Origin of the sequence: Streptomyces sp. NPDC102279 (genome assembly GCF_044766365.1) — a bacterium.
In the GTDB taxonomy this organism is placed as follows: Bacteria; Actinomycetota; Actinomycetes; order Streptomycetales; family Streptomycetaceae; genus Streptomyces.
Window position 1 is genome coordinate 134,959 of sequence record NZ_JBIWLU010000009.1, and the last position, 14,641, is coordinate 149,599.

Sequence of the window (14,641 nt, forward strand, 5' to 3'; positions counted from 1 at the left end):
CCTCGAATCCGCACGGATCACCCCTTTTCACTTCACCTCTACTTCTGAGCGCTCGCTTTCTTACGGCCTGGAGGCCCCACGCAATGACGCACACGACGACCGACCAGCCCGCGCGGAGGCAGAGCGGCGCGACCGTGCCGGTGCTCGCGTTCGCGGGCATCGTTGTCGCGGTGATGCAGACCCTGCTCGTCCCGGTCATCAAGGACCTGCCGGCACTGCTGGGAACATCGCCCAGCAACGCCACCTGGGTCCTGACCTCGACCCTGCTCGCGGGCGCCGTTGCCACCCCGATCATGGGCCGCCTCGGCGACCTCTTCGGCAAACGGCGCATGCTGCTGACCAGCCTGTCCATCATGGTGGTCGGCGCCCTGGTCAGCGCGCTGACCAGCACCCTGCTGCCGATGATCGTGGGCCGTTCGCTCCAGGGCTTCGCGATGGGCGCGATCCCGCTGGGCATCGGCCTGATGCGCGACCTGCTCCCCCGCGAGAAGCTCGGCTCCGCGATGGCGCTGATGAGTTCCTCGATCGGCGTCGGCGGCGGTCTCGCCCTGCCCGCCGCGGCCCTCGTCGCCCAGCACGCCAACTGGCACGCCCTCTTCTACGGCGCCGCCGGCCTCGGCGTCCTCTCCATCGGTCTCACCCTCCTCGTCGTGCCGGAGTCCCCGATGCGGGCCAAGGGCACCTTCGACGTGCTCGGCGCGATAGGCCTGTCCATCGGGCTCGTGCTCTTCCTGCTGCCGATCACCAAGGGCAGCGACTGGGGCTGGACCGCGCCCACCACGCTCGGCCTGTTCGGCGCGTCCGCCGCCGTCCTGCTGCTGTGGGGCGTGATGGAGCTGCGCCTGAAGGCCCCGCTCGTCGACCTGCGCACCACGGCCCGCCCGGCGGTCCTCTTCACCAACCTCGCCTCGATCATGGTCGGCGTCTCCTTCTACGTCGTCTCCCTCGTCCTGCCCCAGCTGCTCCAGCTCCCGAAGTCCACCGGCTACGGCCTCGGCCAGTCGATGGTGAGCGCGGGTCTGCTCGTGATGCCGCTCGGCCTGACGATGATGGTCACGGCGCCCGTGTACGCGCGGCTGTCGGCGAAGTACGGCCCCAAGGTCACCCTCATCCTCGGCATGGTGATCATCGGGATCGGCTACGGCGCCGGTCTCGGACTGATGAGCGCCGCCTGGCAGTCCCTGGTCATCGCCGTGGTCCTCGGCGCGGGCATCGGCCTCGCCTACTCCTCGCTGCCCGCCCTGATCATCGGCTCCGTCCCGGCCTCGGAGACGGGTGCGGCGAACGGCCTGAACACCCTGATGCGTTCCATCGGCACGTCCGTGTCGAGCGCCGTCATCGGCATGGTGCTCGCCAACACGGCGAACCACGTCGGCGGCGCCACGATCCCGACCATGCACGGCTTCCGCGTGTCGTTCATGATCGCCACCGGTGCCGTCGCGGTCGGTCTGGTCATGGCGCTCTTCCTGCCCCGCCAGCGTCAGGCCTCCGCGCCGCAGCTGCGCGCGAGCAGCGAGGAGGACGCCGCACTGGAGCGGGCGCACGAGGTGCTCGGCGGCTTCCGCGGCCGGGTCCTGAACGCGGCCGGCGACCCGGTCGCCCGCGCCAAGGTGACCCTGATCGACCGGCGCGGCCGGCAGGCGGGCGCCACCCTCTCCGACGAGAACGGCGGCTACGCACTCGCCGTCCCGGCGCAGGGCGCGTACGTGCTCGCCGCCCGGGCCGCGGGCCACGGCCCGCTCGCCTCGTCGGCGTCGCACGCGGGCGACGACCGGCCGGTCGACCTCGACCTGGCGCTGCCCGGCGAGAGCGCGGGCGTCACGGCCTGACCCCGCTCCTCCGTACGTGATCACGCACACCCCCGTCGCCCACGCGGCGGGGGTGTGGTGCACGATGGGGCGGCCTTTCGCTTGCACCGCTCGCGAAGTTCGCACCGTTGACGCCGTTCGCACCGATGGAGGACCCCCATGCCCGCGGCACCCAAGCCCGAGATCCTCGCCGCCTTCGAGGCCGCGAAGGGGTTCATGCCGACGGCCGAGGGGCTCGCGCTGTACGAGGCCGCCGCCGAGGCCGGACGGCTCGGGCTGCCGCTCCTGGAGGTCGGCACCTATTGCGGCCGCTCGACGATCCTGCTCGCCGACGCGGCACGTGAGGCCGACGTGACCGCCATCACGGTGGACCACCACCGGGGCAGCGAGGAACAGCAGCCGGGCTGGGAGTACCACGACCCGTCGACGGTCGACCCGGAGATCGGGCGCATGGACACGCTGCCCACCTTCCGCCGGACCCTGCACCGGGCCGGCCTGGAGGACCACGTCGTCGCGCTGGTCGGCCGCTCGCCGCAGATCGCCGCGTTCTGGCGCACGCCCCTCGCTCTCGTCTTCGTCGACGGCGGCCACACCGACGAGCACGCGAGCGGGGACTACGAGGGCTGGGCACCCCATGTCGCCGAGGGCGGCCTCCTGGTCATCCACGACGTGTTCCCGGACCCCGTCGACGAGTTCACCGGCCAGGCCCCGTACCGCGTCTACCTCCGGGCCCTGGAGTCGGGCGCGTTCACCGAGCTCGCGGCCACGGACTCACTGCGGGTCCTGCGGCGGACCGGGGCGGGGATCTGAGCGGCGCGCAGCCACGACACCGCTCACCGCGACGCTCGCGCCCGGCGGAGCTGCCCGCTCGCCGTCGTGTACGGGTGTCAACGCGTGCCCGCGTGCCCGGGCGGGAGACAACAGTGAAGGCTCCGCGCGGGTGCTCGGCCCAGCAGTAGCCGCACGCCCGGCTGTTCAGGCGGGCCGGGCTCACTCCGCTCACGGGACTCCTCCCGGGGAGACGCGGGCGGCCCGGGCGCTGTCGCCGTGACATGAGCATCGGCACCGGACCGTGAGGAGCGGCGCCTCCCAGGAGGGCGCTCCCGTACGTCGGACGTCGCCGGGGCCGTCGCACATCGCGTGTTCGCCGAGACCGCACTCCGGCGTCTTCTCCTCGTCCCTCATGGCCGGTCGGCGAGCGGCACGAGGCCGTGCTCGATCTGGCACGGGTGACAGGCGAAGCGCCGGCGGCCGGTGCCAGGACCGGAGCCCGGCTGCTCGATGTGGATCAGACGGATGTCCCGGGTGGTCCCGCCGTGCAACATCGCCGCAGGCGAACAGGTGCGGTGGCTGTCGCGCCGTCGGGCCTCGGACATCGCCCTGCCCGGCAACGACTTCTGGCTGATCGACGGACGTCTGATCCGGTGGAACCACTTCACCGGCGAGGGAGCCTCCGCGGGCGGCGAGATCAGCGAGGACCCGGCCGCCGCCAGGCTCTGCGCCGACGCCTTCGAGACAGTGTGGGAACGCGGCACCCCGCACGACCACTACAAGATCAACTAGCGCGAAGGTGACCAAGCCGGCTCATGCCCGTCTCTCCGTCCTCCTCGGCCCAGGCCGCCCGCGAAGCAGTCGCCGGCCGCCTGAAAGAACTGCGCGCCGACGCGGGGATCACCGGGCCTGAGCTGGCCTCACGCTGCGGCTGGAGCCATCCGAAGACGTACCGGATCGAGGGGGCGCGCACTCCTCCCTCGGCCGACGACATCCGCCGCTGGTGCGGCGCCTGCGACGCCGGCGGGCAGGCCGACGACATCATCGCCCAGTCCCGATCCGCCGAGTCCATGTACATGGACTGGCGGCGGCAGGTCCGCACAGGGCTGAGGCAGCTGCAGAACAGCTACGTTCCCCTGTTCAAGTCGACGCAGTTGTTCAGGGTCTACTCACCGACCCTGGTCCCCGGCCTGCTCCAGACCGAGGGATACGCCGCGGGCCTGCTGTCCTCGATCATGCGGTTCCGCGACGTCCTCGATGACGTCGCAGACGCCGTGGCAGCGCGCCTCGACCGGTCCCGCGTCATCCATGAACCCGGGCACCGGTTCGTGATGGTCATCGAGGAACCGGTGCTCCACTACCAACTGGGTGACCAGGAGGCGATGGCCGCCCAGCTCGGCTACCTGCTCACCGCGGGCGCCCTGCCCTCGGTGTCGCTGGGCATCATCCCGAGCGCACGACGGTCGCGCCCCATGTGGCCGCACGAGGTGTTCCACGTGTACGACGAGAGCCTGGTGTCGGTGGAATTGCTCGCCGCGCGCGTCCAGATCACCCAGCCGTCCGAGATCGCCCTGTACCTGAAGGCGTTCGAGCAGCTGCGCGCCATGGCCGTGTACGGGGCCGACGCCCGGGCTCTGATCGTGAAGGCCATCGACGCCCTGCGCTGAGCGCACGGTCACGCCTCGGAGATGTCCCGTGCGCGCCGACGCCGGACCAGCTGTGACGTGAAGGAGTCCGCGGAGTACACGTACGGCCCTTAAGGTGGCTGACGTGTCGTACGTAGGCCCTGACTTCGATCCGCCCCAGCCGCGCCGTTTCCGGCGCGGACCCCTCACCGTCGCGATCGCCGCGCTCGTCCCGGGCGCACTGGCCGGCTGGCTGGTGTGGCTGGCCGTGGGGAACGACTCGGGCGGCGGGTCCGACCGGGCCGCCCCCGCCACGTCGTCCTCGGCGCCCGGCTCCGGCGCCCCCTCCGCGGCGGGTTCCGCCTCAGCGACCGCGCGGGACGACGGCAGACCGGGGAAGTCCCCGAAGCCGTCCCCGTCGGCCTCCGGCGCGAAGCCCGCCGGTTCCGGCCCCCTCAAGGGCAAGGTCGTCGTGATCGACCCGGGGCACAACCCCGGCAACTTCCAGCACACGTCCGAGATCAACCGCAAGGTGGACATCGGCACGAACCGCAAGGAGTGCGACACGACAGGGACGTCGACCAACGCGGGTTACGCGGAGGCCATCTTCACCCTCGACGTGGCGAACCGGATGCGGACGATCCTCGAACACGAGGGCGCCACGGTGAAGTTGACCCAGGACGGCGACCGCTCCTGGGGCCCCTGCGTCGACGAGCGGGCCCGGATCGGCAACAAGGCGCACGCGGACGCGGTCGTCTCCGTCCACGCCGACGGCTCGGCGTCCGGCAACCGCGGGTTCCACGTGATCCTCCCGGGGTCCGTGCACGCGGGCGGCGCCGACACCCGCCCGATCGTCACGTCCTCGCGCGAACTGGGCGAGCGCATCGCGGGCCTCTTCGTCCGCGAGACGGGAAGCGCCCCCTCCAACTACATCGGCGACGGCACCGGTCTCGACGTGCGGACGGACCTCGGCGGTCTCAATCTGTCAACGGTTCCGAAGGTGTTCATCGAGTGCGGCAACATGCGCGATAGCAAGGATGCCGCGCTGCTCACCAGTGGCGCCTGGCGACAGAAGGCGGCACGGGGGATCTCTGAGGGAATCGTGAGCTTCCTGCACGGGTAGTGATCGACGCGTCCAACCCGGCGGACACCCCCATAGGGCGGGCGATAGTGTCGTCCGTACGATGAGGGGCCGCCCCCGCGCTGCACACAGGGACCCGACGGCGACACCATGACGGCGACACGGTGAACAGCGATGCCTCCACCGATGACGAGACGACTGACGAAGGACCTGAAGTGAATATCCGCTCCCTCACTCGAGGCGACGGCGTGGTGATCGGAGCAGCGGTGTTGCTGTTCATCGCGTCGTTCCTGAAGCTCTACTCCGTTTCCGGGTACAACTTCGACCAGACCGCATGGGACAGCCTCGGCACCGGTCTCGGCGTCTACATGGGCGGTGTCATCGGTGCCGCCCTGATCATCGTCAACCGCTGCCTGCCGCAGCAGCGCAAGGTCGCCGGTCTCGACCTGGGCACGGTCGGCGTGGCCTTCACGGTCCTCGTCGCGTGGATCATGTTCTGGACGCTGGTGGACGTTCCGGACAGCGCCAATGCCGCAGCCGGGACCATCCTCGGGTTCATCGCCGCCCTCGTCCTCGCCGGCGCGGCCGTGGCGACCCCGCTGCTCCCGCCGCTCCAGGCCGCCCTGGTCGGCGCGCCCAAGCCCGCCGCCCCTCTGCCCTACGGCGGTCAGCCGCAGGGTGGTTACGGGTACCCGGGCGCCGGTCAGCCGGGGCAGCCCGGTCAGCCCTACGGCGCGCAGCCGGGGCAGCCCGGGCAGCCGTTCGGCGGACAGCCGAGCCAGCCGCAGCCGCAGTCGTCGACTCCGCCGCCGCAGCAGCAGCCCTCCCAGGACTTCTCGCCGTTCTGGTTCGCCGTGCCGGTCGCGCGGCCGCTGTTCTCGGAGGACGGCGCGCAGGCGCCGATCGCCGAACTGGCGCCGGGCACCTGGTACCTGGCCGTCGAGCAGCGCGGTGCGACCCTGGTGGCGCAGACACAGGACGGCCGCCGTGGCGTCCTCCAGGACACGTCGGGGATCCAGCGCGGCTGACCATCGCCTCGCCCTCGCACCGGCCCCTCGCCCTTTCCGGCGGGGGGCCGTTGTCGTACAGTCGCAGCACCTGTGAACTGACGGTCCGTCAGGATGCTTGCTCTGGAGGCGATATGCGGCTCGGTCTCGCGCTCGGCTACTGGGGGCGCGGCCCCTCGGCGGACCATGTGCCGCTCGCCCAGGAGGCGGAGCGGCTCGGCTACCACTCGGTGTGGACGGCGGAGTCGTGGGGCTCGGACGCGTTCACTCCACTCACCTGGATCGCGGCACGGACCTCGCGCATCCGGCTGGGCACCGCCGTCGCGCAGATGGCCGCCCGCTCCCCCACGACCACCGCGATGCACGCGCTCACCCTCGACCATCTGTCCGGCGGACGCATGATGCTCGGCCTCGGCCTGTCGGGTCCTCAGGTCGTCGAGGGCTGGTACGGGCGGCCGTTCCCGAAGTCGCCGCTCACCGCGACCCGGGAGTACGTCGACGTCGTACGCCAGGTCCTGCGGCGCGAGGGCCCGGTGGAACTGGACGGGCGCTTCCACTCGCACCCGTACCGGGGAGCGGACGGCACGGGCCTCGGCAAGGCGCTGAAGCCCATCACGCATCCGCTCCGGGCCGACCTGCCCGTCCTGCTCGGTGCCGAGGGCCCGAAGAACGTGGCGCAGACGACCCGGATCGCGGACGGGTGGCTGCCGCTGTACTGGGCGCCGAACCGCCCGCAGGCGTACGGGGCCGCGCTCGACGACCTGCCCGAGGACTTCCTGGTGGCGCCGATGGCCCGCGCGCGGGTCTGCGACGACGTGGCCGAGGGGCTGCTGCCGGTCAAGGCGATGCTCGGCTTCTACATCGGCGGAATGGGGCACGCGGCCCACAACTTCCACGCCGACCTGATGGCCCGGATGGGGTTCGAGGAGGAGGCCCGCAGGATCCAGCGGCTCTTCCTCGAAGGGCGCCGCGAGGAGGCCGTGATGGCCGTGCCGGACGCCTTCGCGGACGAGATCTCGCTCGTCGGACCGCGTGAACGCATCGCCGAGCGGCTGGAGTCGTGGCGCAAGGGCCCGGTGACCGACCTGCTGGTCCTGTCCCCGGACCCCCACACCCTCCGGGTGCTCGCCGAGCTCAACTCCTAGGCGGGCGGGGGGAGGACGGACCCGGGACGGTCAGCCGCCGCTGAGCTGCGACGCCGACGGCACCTTGTCCTTGACCTCGGCACCCGCGCTCTTACCGGCGTCCTTCACCTTGTTGATGATGTCGTCGAAGGAGTTCGCGACGGAGTCGGTGGAGTCGCCCTTGCGGAGCTTGGCCGGCAGGCCCTTCAGGGCGTCGATGCCCGCGGTGAGCGGGGCGACGGCCTTGGCGAGCGTGGGGTCGCCCTTGGCGTTGTTCGAGGCGGCCTTGAGGCGGTTGTACGCGAAGGCGCCCGCGAGTCCGGCCTTGACCAGGGCGAGCCTGCGCCCCTTGGCGCCCTTCTTGAACTTGCCCGCCTTGTACGGCTTGACGATCCACTGGTAGGTCGCGCCTGCCGCGAACCCCGCGTTCGCCACGAAACGGGTCTTGGCGAACTTCTGCTTCTCGGCGGAGGTCGTCGGCGTGGGTGTGCCCTTCGCGGGGACGACGGCCGCGGTGTCCTGCGAGGAACTGCCGCCGCCACAGGCGGTGGCACCGCCGATCAGGGCACAGCAGAGGGTCAGCGCCACGAACAGGCGCCGTACGGGTACGGGCACGGGATCCTCCGGGTGGGGGAACGGTTCTCCCTGGTCCGCCGGTCCTCCCCGGTCCCGGGGCGACACGGCTCTCCACGGCAGCCTCACCCGGTTCGCACACGTGCGCCACTTGACCGAACCCGTTCGGGTTTCATTCGGCAAGGGCGGGCAACACGCTGGTCATGTCCCCTCGATATCGCAACGGCTCGAATTCTGCGGGGACGGTCATCGCGATCGTCGCGGATGTTATGGCCGTCATCCTCGGTCTCTGGATTCTGATGTATCTGCTCGATGCCAACCGTGGCAACGACCTCGTGCAGTTCATCCACGACGCGGCAAGCTGGCTGGCCGGCTGGTCGCGTGACCTGTTCACCTTCGACGAGCAGTGGGCGCGTGTCGTCGCCGGCTACGGTCTCGCCGCCGTCGTCTACCTGTTCGTGGGCCACGCGGTCGCGAACCGCATGCACCGGCACTGACGACCGGGGACATCCGGAGGGTCCGGATGTCCAGCGGGTCCCGGGCCTGATCCGCCGGTCAGGCCCGGACGCAGCAGTCGGGGTCCAGTCCCGTCGGCAGGCGTTCACCGCTGAAGACGGCGCAGGTGGGTTCGTCGCCGCCCAGTGCGGCGACCGCCAGCAGCACGGAGCCCGCCGTCCAGGTGGTGAGTTCCTCGGGCCAGACGGCCCGGTCCTCGTAGACGTACCCCGTCCAGTACAGGCCGGTCTTCGGATCGCGCAGGTGCTGGATGGACTGAAGGATCTCCAAGGCACGGTCGGACTCGCCCACCACCCAGAGGGCGAGGGCGAGTTCGGCCGATTCGCCGCCGGTCACCCACGGGTTGGGGACTACGCACCGCACCCCGAAGCCGGGCACCACGAAGCGGTCCCAGCCCTCCTCGATACGTGACGTGGCCTCGGCGCCGGTCACCGCGCCGCCGAGCACCGGGTAGTACCAGTCCATGGAGTAGCGGTCCTTGTCGAGGAACCGCTCCGGATGGAACCGGATCGCGTGACGCAGCGCTCCTGCCGCCAACTCCCAGTCGGGTTGCGGCTCTTCGAGCTGTTCGGCGATGGCGAGCGCACAGCGAAGTGCGTGGTGGATCGACGAACTCCCGGTCAGCAGCGCGTCGTCGACGGCCGTCCCGTCGTCCTCGCGCTTCCAGCCGATCTGTCCGCCGGGCTGCTGGAGCCGCAGCACGAACTCGACGGCCGCGTGGACGGCGGGCCACATCCGGTCCAGGAACACGTCGTCGCCGGTGGCGAGGTAGTGGTGCCAGACGCCGACCGCGATGTACGCGCAGAAGTTGGTCTCCCGGCCGCGGTCGGTGACGTCGTCGAACGTCCCGTCGGCGTAGGCCGCGTACCAGGATCCGTCATCGTTCTGGTGCCGGGCCAGCCACGCGTAGGCGCGCTCGGCGGCCTCGTGCTCCCCGGCCGCGTCGAGCGCCATGGCCGCCTCGGTGTGGTCCCACGGGTCGAGGTGGTGGCCGCGGAACCACGGGATGGCTCCGTCGGGGCGCTGCACCGCGAGGATGCCGCGCACGGTGACGGCGGCCTCCTCCGCGGTGAGGACCCCGGGCAGGACGAGGTGTTCTGTCCGGGGAGTGGTCACGTGGCGTCCGCCTCGGGGGTGGTCGCGCCGGTGTCCGACGCGCCGGTGAGGCGCGGGAGGTGGGGCTTGGTCGCGTACGCCACGAAGCTCTTGCCGATCAGCGGGTTCAGTGCCTGTTCGGCGACCCGGGTGGCCAGCGGTTTCTTCATGATGTCCCAGACCAGGAGCTTGTGGTACGCCCGCACGGGCAGCGCCTTGTCGTTGTCCACGCCGAACGCGCACTTGAGCCACCAGTAGGGCGAGTGCAGGGCGTGCGCGTGGTGGGAGCCGTAGGGCCGCAGTCCCGCCTCGCGGATCTTGGCGAGCAGTTCGTCCGCCTTGTAGATGCGGATGTGGCCGCCCTCGACCTCGTGGTAGGCGTCGGACAGGGACCAGCAGACCTTCTCCGGCCCGTAGCGCGGGACGGTGATGGCGATCCGGCCGCCCGGCCTGAGCACGCGGACCATCTCGGCGAGGACGCCCTTGTCGTCCGGGATGTGCTCCATGACCTCGGAGATGATGACGACGTCGAAGGACTCGTCCGGGAAGGGCAGCGCGAGCGCGTCGCCCTCCATCGCCGTGGCGGTCGCCCCGGCGGGCGCCTCGCCGGCCTCCTTCATCGCCGCGAACCACTTAGCGACCTCGCGGATCTCCTCACCGTTCTGATCCAGCGCCACGACCTGGGCGCCGCGCCGGTAGCACTCGAACGCGTGCCGGCCGGCTCCGCATCCGAGGTCCAGGACACGGTCGCCCGGGGCGAGCGGGAACCGGGAGAAGTCGACGGTCAGCACGTGGCCCTGCTTTCGCGGTTGGCTGCAACGGGTTCGGTGGCGGAGGTCTGTGACGCGGCGTCGGCGGGCCCGGTGTCCGGGACGGCCGCGCGCCCGGTGTCCGCGGCGACGGACGGGACGGGGGCCGCGGCCGGCGTCACCGCGGGGGCCGCCCGGCGGGCCGGGGGCCGGGGTGCGGAGAGCGCGATGGCCGCGCGGTAGTGCGCCACCGTGCCCTCGGCGGCCCGGGCCCAGGTGAAGCGTTCCAGGACCCGCGCGCGCCCTGCGGCGCCGAGCCGCGTGCGCAGCGGGACGTCGCCGAGGAGCCGGCTCAGGGCGGCCGCAAGGGCGCCCGAGTCGCCGGGCGGGACGGCGAGGCACGTCTCGCCGTCGGCGCCCGCGACCTCCGGGATCGCGCCGCCGGTGGTGGCCACCAGCGGCGTGCCGGTGGCCATCGCCTCGGCGGCGGGCAGCGAGAAGCCCTCGTACAGGGAGGGCACGCAGGCGACTTCGGCCGAGCGGACGAGGTCGACGAGCTCGGCGTCGGAGATGCCCTTGACGAACTCGACGGCGCCGTCGAGACCGTAGCGCTCGATGGCCTGGGCGACCGGGCCGTCCTCGGCGCGTCGGCCGACGACGACGAGGTGGGCGCCGGGGTGTTCGGCGCGGACCTTCGCGAGCGCCTCGACGAGGAACACCAGGCCCTTGAGCGGCACGTCCGCGCTGGAGGTGGTGACGATGCGGCCGGGCACCTGGGGCACGGACGGATCCGGCGAGAAAAGGTCGGTGTCCGCGCCGATGTGGACGACGTGGATGCGGTCCCGCTCGACGCGCAGGTGCTCGACGATCTCCTGGCGGGAGGTGCCGGAGACGGTGAGCACCGACGGGAGGCGGCGCGCGACGCGCTTCTGCATCCGGGTGAAGCCGTACCAGCGGCGGACGGACGCGCGGCGCTTCCAGCCCTCGGCGGCGTCCAGTTCCAACTGCCGGTCGACGGTGATGGGGTGGTGGATCGTCGTCACCAGCGGGGCGCCGACGTCACCCAACAGGCCGTACCCGAGCGTCTGGTTGTCGTGGACGACGTCGAACTCGCCCTGACGGGACCGCAGATGACGGCGGACGCGCAGCGAGAAGGTCAGCGGCTCGGGGAAACCGCCGGTCCACATGGTGCCGACCTCGACGGCGTCGATCCAGTCCCGGTACTCGTCGCGCGCCGGGGTGCGGAAGGGATCGGGCTGGCGGTAGAGGTCGAGGCTGGGCAGTTCGGTGAGGCTCAGGTCGGGCAGGCCCTCGTCGAGGACGGGGTAGGGCTGCGAGCCGATGACCTCGACGCGGTGCCCGAGACGGGCGAGTTCGCGCGAGAGGTGCCGTACGTACACACCCTGGCCGCCGCAGAACGGGTTTCCCTTGTACGTGAGGAGCGCGATGCTCAGGGGTTGTTCCCCGTCGGCTGCCGCGCCCTCTCCGGGGCCCGCCTCCATGGCCTCAGCGGTCACTTCCGGCCCCCTTCTCCCTGCACATTCCCGCGAGATTACGCCGGGACGCTAATCTAGAACAAGTTTCAGACTTGATCGTTCAAGGAGCATTGAATCTACCGGCAGGTAGCGCCACTGTGAGCGGTGGATCAGGTGATTCACGCCACGACCGCGCGGCGGGGTCGGCTGGTCCGCGGCGCGGCGGACGGTCCTGCCGTGCCGACTCCTCGCTCCCTAGCTGATGTCACGGAACGGACCCATGTCTGCGGAAGCCAAGGCGGACTCGAAGAACGCGCGACCGGCGCCGGGGGCCGGCACGCCTGCCACGCCCTCCGGTGCGCGGCACTCGCCCGCGCACACCACCCCGCACGTCACCTCCCGCCCCGCGTCCCCGCCGCTCACCGAGCGGCAGGAGGCGCGCCGCCGCCGGATCCTGCACGCGAGCGCGCAGCTGGCCAGCCGGGGCGGCTTCGACGCCGTGCAGATGCGCGAGGTCGCGGAGTCCTCGCAGGTCGCCCTCGGCACGCTGTACCGGTACTTCCCCTCGAAGGTGCATCTGCTGGTCGCCACGATGCAGGACCAGTTGGAGCACATGCACGGAACGCTGCGCAAGCGGCCGCCGGCCGGGGAGAGCGCCGCGGAGCGGGTGGCGGAGACCCTGATGCGGGCGTTCCGCGCCCTGCAGCGCGAGCCGCACCTCGCCGACGCCATGGTCCGCGCGCTCACCTTCGCCGACCGCAGCGTCAGCCCCGAGGTCGACCAGGTGTCCCGGCAGACCACGGTGATCATCCTGGACGCGATGGGCCTCGACGACCCGACCCCGGCGCAGCTCTCCGCGGTCCGCGTCATCGAGCACACCTGGCACTCGGCCCTGATCACCTGGCTCTCCGGCCGCGCCTCGATCGCCCAGGTCAAGATAGACATCGAAACGGTCTGCCGCCTGATCGACCTGACGGCCCCGGAGGAACGGTAGGGACCGGTCGTCCGCACGCGGGACCGTGCGGGCCACCGGCGCCCCCTTCCGTCTCCCGCCCGCTACTCCTCGGGCGGGAACACCGGCTCCCCGCTGCCCAGCAGGGTGATCATGATCGCTTCGACCGGGCAGCCCTCGGCCGCCTCCAGGATCTGTTCGGTGGCGTCGGTCTCCGGGGTGGTGGGGTGGGACTGGCGGGCGGTGTCGAGGTGGAAGGCGTCCGGGGCGTGGTGGACGCACTGGGCGGAGCCGATGCAGACGGAGCGGTCGACCTCGACCTGCCAGCGGTCGCCCATCCTCACGCCTCCCAGCCGGCCGGCAGGTGGATCATCTTGTGCTCCAGGAACTCGCCGAACCCCTCGGGTCCGAACTCCCGGCCCAGGCCCGAGTTCTTGTAGCCGCCGAACGGGCCGAGCATGTCGAGGCTGAAGGTGTTGACCGAGTAGGTGCCGGTGCGGACCTGGCGGGCGATGTCGATGCCGTGGGCGACGTCCGCGGTCCAGACGCTGCCGCTCAGCCCGTAGTCGGAGTCGTTCGCGATCTTCACGGCCTCGGTCTCGTCGCCGTACGGGAGCAGGCAGATGACGGGGCCGAAGATCTCCTCGCGGGCGATGCGCATCGAGTTGTCCACGTCGCCGAAGAGGGTCGGCTCGACGTACCAGCCGCGGTCGAGGCCCTGCGGGCGCCCGCCGCCCGCCAGGATCTTGGCGCCCTCCTCCTGGCCGATGCGGATGTAGTCGAGGTTGCGGCGCCGCTGGCGCTCGGCGACGAGCGGTCCGACCTGGGTGGCCGGGTCGAGCGGGTCGCCCACGACCAGGGCGTTGGCCGCGCCGGCGAAGGCGTCCGCGAACTCGTCGTAGCGCGAGCGCGGGACGAGGATGCGGGTCTGGGCCACGCAGGCCTGGCCGTTGTTCATCCAGGCCGCCGAGACGATCCCCGGCACCGCGGTGTCGAGGTCCGCGTCCGGCAGCACCACCGCCGCCGACTTGCCGCCCAACTCCAGTGTCACGCGCGTGAGATGACGCGAGGCGACCTCCATCACGCGTCGGCCTGCCGCGACCGAGCCGGTGAAGGAGACCTTGTCGATGCCGGGGTGTCCGACCAGGTACTCGCTGACCTCACGGTCCGCCGGGAGGATCGAGAGCACCCCCTCCGGCAGTCCGGCCTCCTGCGCGATCTCCCCGAGCAGGTAGGCGTCCAGGGGCGATTCGGGCGACGGCTTGAGGACGACGGTGCAGCCGGTCAGCAGCGCGGGCGCGAGCTTCGCCGCCGCCACGAACTGCGGGACGTTCCACGGCACGACGGCCGCCACCACTCCCACCGGTTCCCGCCGCACGAGCAGCTTGCCGAGGACCCCGTCGCGTGCCTCCTCGTACGTGTAGCCGCGGGCGACCGTGATCGCCGCGTCCCAGACCATCATCGCGCCGAGGGCCTGCGCGAGGACGCTCCACGAGTAGGGGGAGCCGTTCTCGGAGGAGATGACGCGGGCGATCTCCTCGTGCCGTACGGCGATCGCGTCCTTGATGCGGGTGACGACCGCGATCCGCTCGTCGAGGCTCATGCGCGGCCAGGGCCCCTCGTCGAACGCCTCGCGTGCCGCGGCGACGGCCCGGTCGACGTCCGCCGTCGAAGCGTGCGGCACCCGCCCGATGACCTCCTCGGTGTGCGGCGAGATCACCTCGATGACGTCCTTGCCCAGGGGGTCGGTCAACGCCCCGCCGATGAACAGCTGTCCGTGTTCCACGAGCTCGGTCATGGCCGACTGCCTCCCAGGGACGCTCACTGCCAGCACTTCTGACGCTTCATCAGATACGAGAACTGAT

14 protein-coding genes and 1 pseudogene are annotated in these 14,641 nt (G+C 71.5%); 9 read left to right on the top strand and 6 right to left on the bottom strand.

Annotated elements, in window-relative coordinates; genetic code table 11:
• Positions 1–83 precede the first annotated feature (83 nt).
• The 7 genes and pseudogenes from ACIRQH_RS23920 to ACIRQH_RS23950 all read left to right on the top strand — a co-directional run bounded on the left by ACIRQH_RS23920 (position 84) and on the right by ACIRQH_RS23950 (position 7,437).
• Positions 84–1,829: an MFS transporter gene (locus tag ACIRQH_RS23920; RefSeq protein WP_388864877.1), complete on the top strand. Its 1,746-nt coding sequence runs from the start codon at positions 84–86 to the stop codon at positions 1,827–1,829.
• Between the two features lie 138 nt (positions 1,830–1,967).
• Positions 1,968–2,618, top strand: a complete 651-nt coding sequence (locus ACIRQH_RS23925; RefSeq protein WP_404226962.1) for a class I SAM-dependent methyltransferase — start codon at positions 1,968–1,970, stop codon at positions 2,616–2,618.
• Positions 2,619–3,041: 423 nt separating this feature from the next.
• Positions 3,042–3,371, top strand: a pseudogene (locus ACIRQH_RS23930) (DUF6879 family protein); the annotation flags it as partial.
• A 23-nt stretch (positions 3,372–3,394) separates the two neighbouring features.
• Complete coding sequence (locus ACIRQH_RS23935) at positions 3,395–4,246, top strand: helix-turn-helix domain-containing protein (protein WP_404226963.1); 852 nt, start codon at positions 3,395–3,397, stop codon at positions 4,244–4,246.
• 103 nt (positions 4,247–4,349) lie between these two features.
• Complete coding sequence (locus ACIRQH_RS23940) at positions 4,350–5,327, top strand: N-acetylmuramoyl-L-alanine amidase (RefSeq protein ID WP_388864866.1); 978 nt, start codon at positions 4,350–4,352, stop codon at positions 5,325–5,327.
• 206 nt (positions 5,328–5,533) lie between these two features.
• Complete coding sequence (locus ACIRQH_RS23945) at positions 5,534–6,313, top strand: hypothetical protein (RefSeq protein WP_404226964.1); 780 nt, start codon at positions 5,534–5,536, stop codon at positions 6,311–6,313.
• Between the two features lie 113 nt (positions 6,314–6,426).
• Positions 6,427–7,437 (top strand): LLM class F420-dependent oxidoreductase, encoded by a 1,011-nt coding sequence (locus ACIRQH_RS23950; RefSeq protein ID WP_388929887.1) that lies wholly within the window; start codon positions 6,427–6,429, stop codon positions 7,435–7,437.
• Positions 7,438–7,467: 30 nt separating this feature from the next.
• Here the strand turns inward: ACIRQH_RS23950 and ACIRQH_RS23955 are convergent, their stop codons facing one another.
• Positions 7,468–8,031 carry a hypothetical protein gene (locus ACIRQH_RS23955; protein WP_358815319.1) on the bottom strand — a complete coding sequence of 188 codons (564 nt, stop codon included), beginning with the start codon at positions 8,029–8,031 and terminating at the stop codon, positions 7,468–7,470.
• 161 nt (positions 8,032–8,192) lie between these two features.
• Between ACIRQH_RS23955 and ACIRQH_RS23960 the strand changes: the two genes are divergently transcribed.
• Positions 8,193–8,486: a hypothetical protein gene (locus ACIRQH_RS23960; RefSeq protein ID WP_081216966.1), complete on the top strand. Its 294-nt coding sequence runs from the start codon at positions 8,193–8,195 to the stop codon at positions 8,484–8,486.
• Between the two features lie 58 nt (positions 8,487–8,544).
• Here ACIRQH_RS23960 and ACIRQH_RS23965 read toward each other — a convergent pair whose 3' ends face one another.
• From ACIRQH_RS23965 to ACIRQH_RS23975, 3 genes are read right to left on the bottom strand one after another with little or no spacing between them, the layout of a single operon-like run.
• On the bottom strand, positions 8,545–9,621 hold the full coding sequence (locus ACIRQH_RS23965) for a prenyltransferase/squalene oxidase repeat-containing protein (protein WP_358815320.1): 1,077 nt from the start codon (positions 9,619–9,621) through the stop codon (positions 8,545–8,547).
• Positions 9,618–10,391 (bottom strand): class I SAM-dependent methyltransferase, encoded by a 774-nt coding sequence (locus ACIRQH_RS23970; RefSeq protein WP_388864859.1) that lies wholly within the window; start codon positions 10,389–10,391, stop codon positions 9,618–9,620. The genes ACIRQH_RS23965 and ACIRQH_RS23970 overlap by 4 nt, the downstream gene beginning before the upstream one ends.
• Complete coding sequence (locus ACIRQH_RS23975; RefSeq protein ID WP_404226965.1) at positions 10,385–11,866, bottom strand: glycosyltransferase family 4 protein; 1,482 nt, start codon at positions 11,864–11,866, stop codon at positions 10,385–10,387. The genes ACIRQH_RS23970 and ACIRQH_RS23975 overlap by 7 nt, the downstream gene beginning before the upstream one ends.
• Before the next feature lie 238 nt (positions 11,867–12,104).
• On the opposite strand from ACIRQH_RS23975, the gene ACIRQH_RS23980 reads away from it, so the two are divergent.
• Entirely contained in the window at positions 12,105–12,818 is a 714-nt protein-coding gene (locus tag ACIRQH_RS23980) for a TetR family transcriptional regulator (RefSeq protein WP_358815323.1), read from the top strand.
• 62 nt (positions 12,819–12,880) lie between these two features.
• On the opposite strand, the gene ACIRQH_RS23985 is transcribed toward ACIRQH_RS23980, so the two are convergent.
• Together ACIRQH_RS23985 and ACIRQH_RS23990 are read right to left on the bottom strand one after the other, a co-directional pair.
• Entirely contained in the window at positions 12,881–13,114 is a 234-nt protein-coding gene (locus ACIRQH_RS23985) for a ferredoxin (protein ID WP_358815324.1), read from the bottom strand.
• 2 nt (positions 13,115–13,116) lie between these two features.
• Positions 13,117–14,574, bottom strand: a complete 1,458-nt coding sequence (locus ACIRQH_RS23990) for an aldehyde dehydrogenase (protein ID WP_388864854.1) — start codon at positions 14,572–14,574, stop codon at positions 13,117–13,119.
• Between the last annotated feature and the right edge of the window lie 67 nt (positions 14,575–14,641).

Excerpts from the sequence above, each read along its gene's own strand:
- ACIRQH_RS23920 (WP_388864877.1), top strand. The coding sequence starts at position 84 with ATGACGCACACGACGACCGACCAGCCCGCGCGGAGGCAGAGCGGCGCG.
- ACIRQH_RS23925 (WP_404226962.1), top strand. The coding sequence starts at position 1,968 with ATGCCCGCGGCACCCAAGCCCGAGATCCTCGCCGCCTTCGAGGCCGCG.
- ACIRQH_RS23935 (WP_404226963.1), top strand. The coding sequence starts at position 3,395 with ATGCCCGTCTCTCCGTCCTCCTCGGCCCAGGCCGCCCGCGAAGCAGTC.
- ACIRQH_RS23950 (WP_388929887.1), top strand. The coding sequence starts at position 6,427 with ATGCGGCTCGGTCTCGCGCTCGGCTACTGGGGGCGCGGCCCCTCGGCG.
- ACIRQH_RS23960 (WP_081216966.1), top strand. The coding sequence starts at position 8,193 with ATGTCCCCTCGATATCGCAACGGCTCGAATTCTGCGGGGACGGTCATC.
- ACIRQH_RS23980 (WP_358815323.1), top strand. The coding sequence starts at position 12,105 with ATGTCTGCGGAAGCCAAGGCGGACTCGAAGAACGCGCGACCGGCGCCG.
- ACIRQH_RS23985 (WP_358815324.1), bottom strand. The coding sequence starts at position 13,114 with ATGGGCGACCGCTGGCAGGTCGAGGTCGACCGCTCCGTCTGCATCGGC.
- ACIRQH_RS23990 (WP_388864854.1), bottom strand. The coding sequence starts at position 14,574 with ATGACCGAGCTCGTGGAACACGGACAGCTGTTCATCGGCGGGGCGTTG.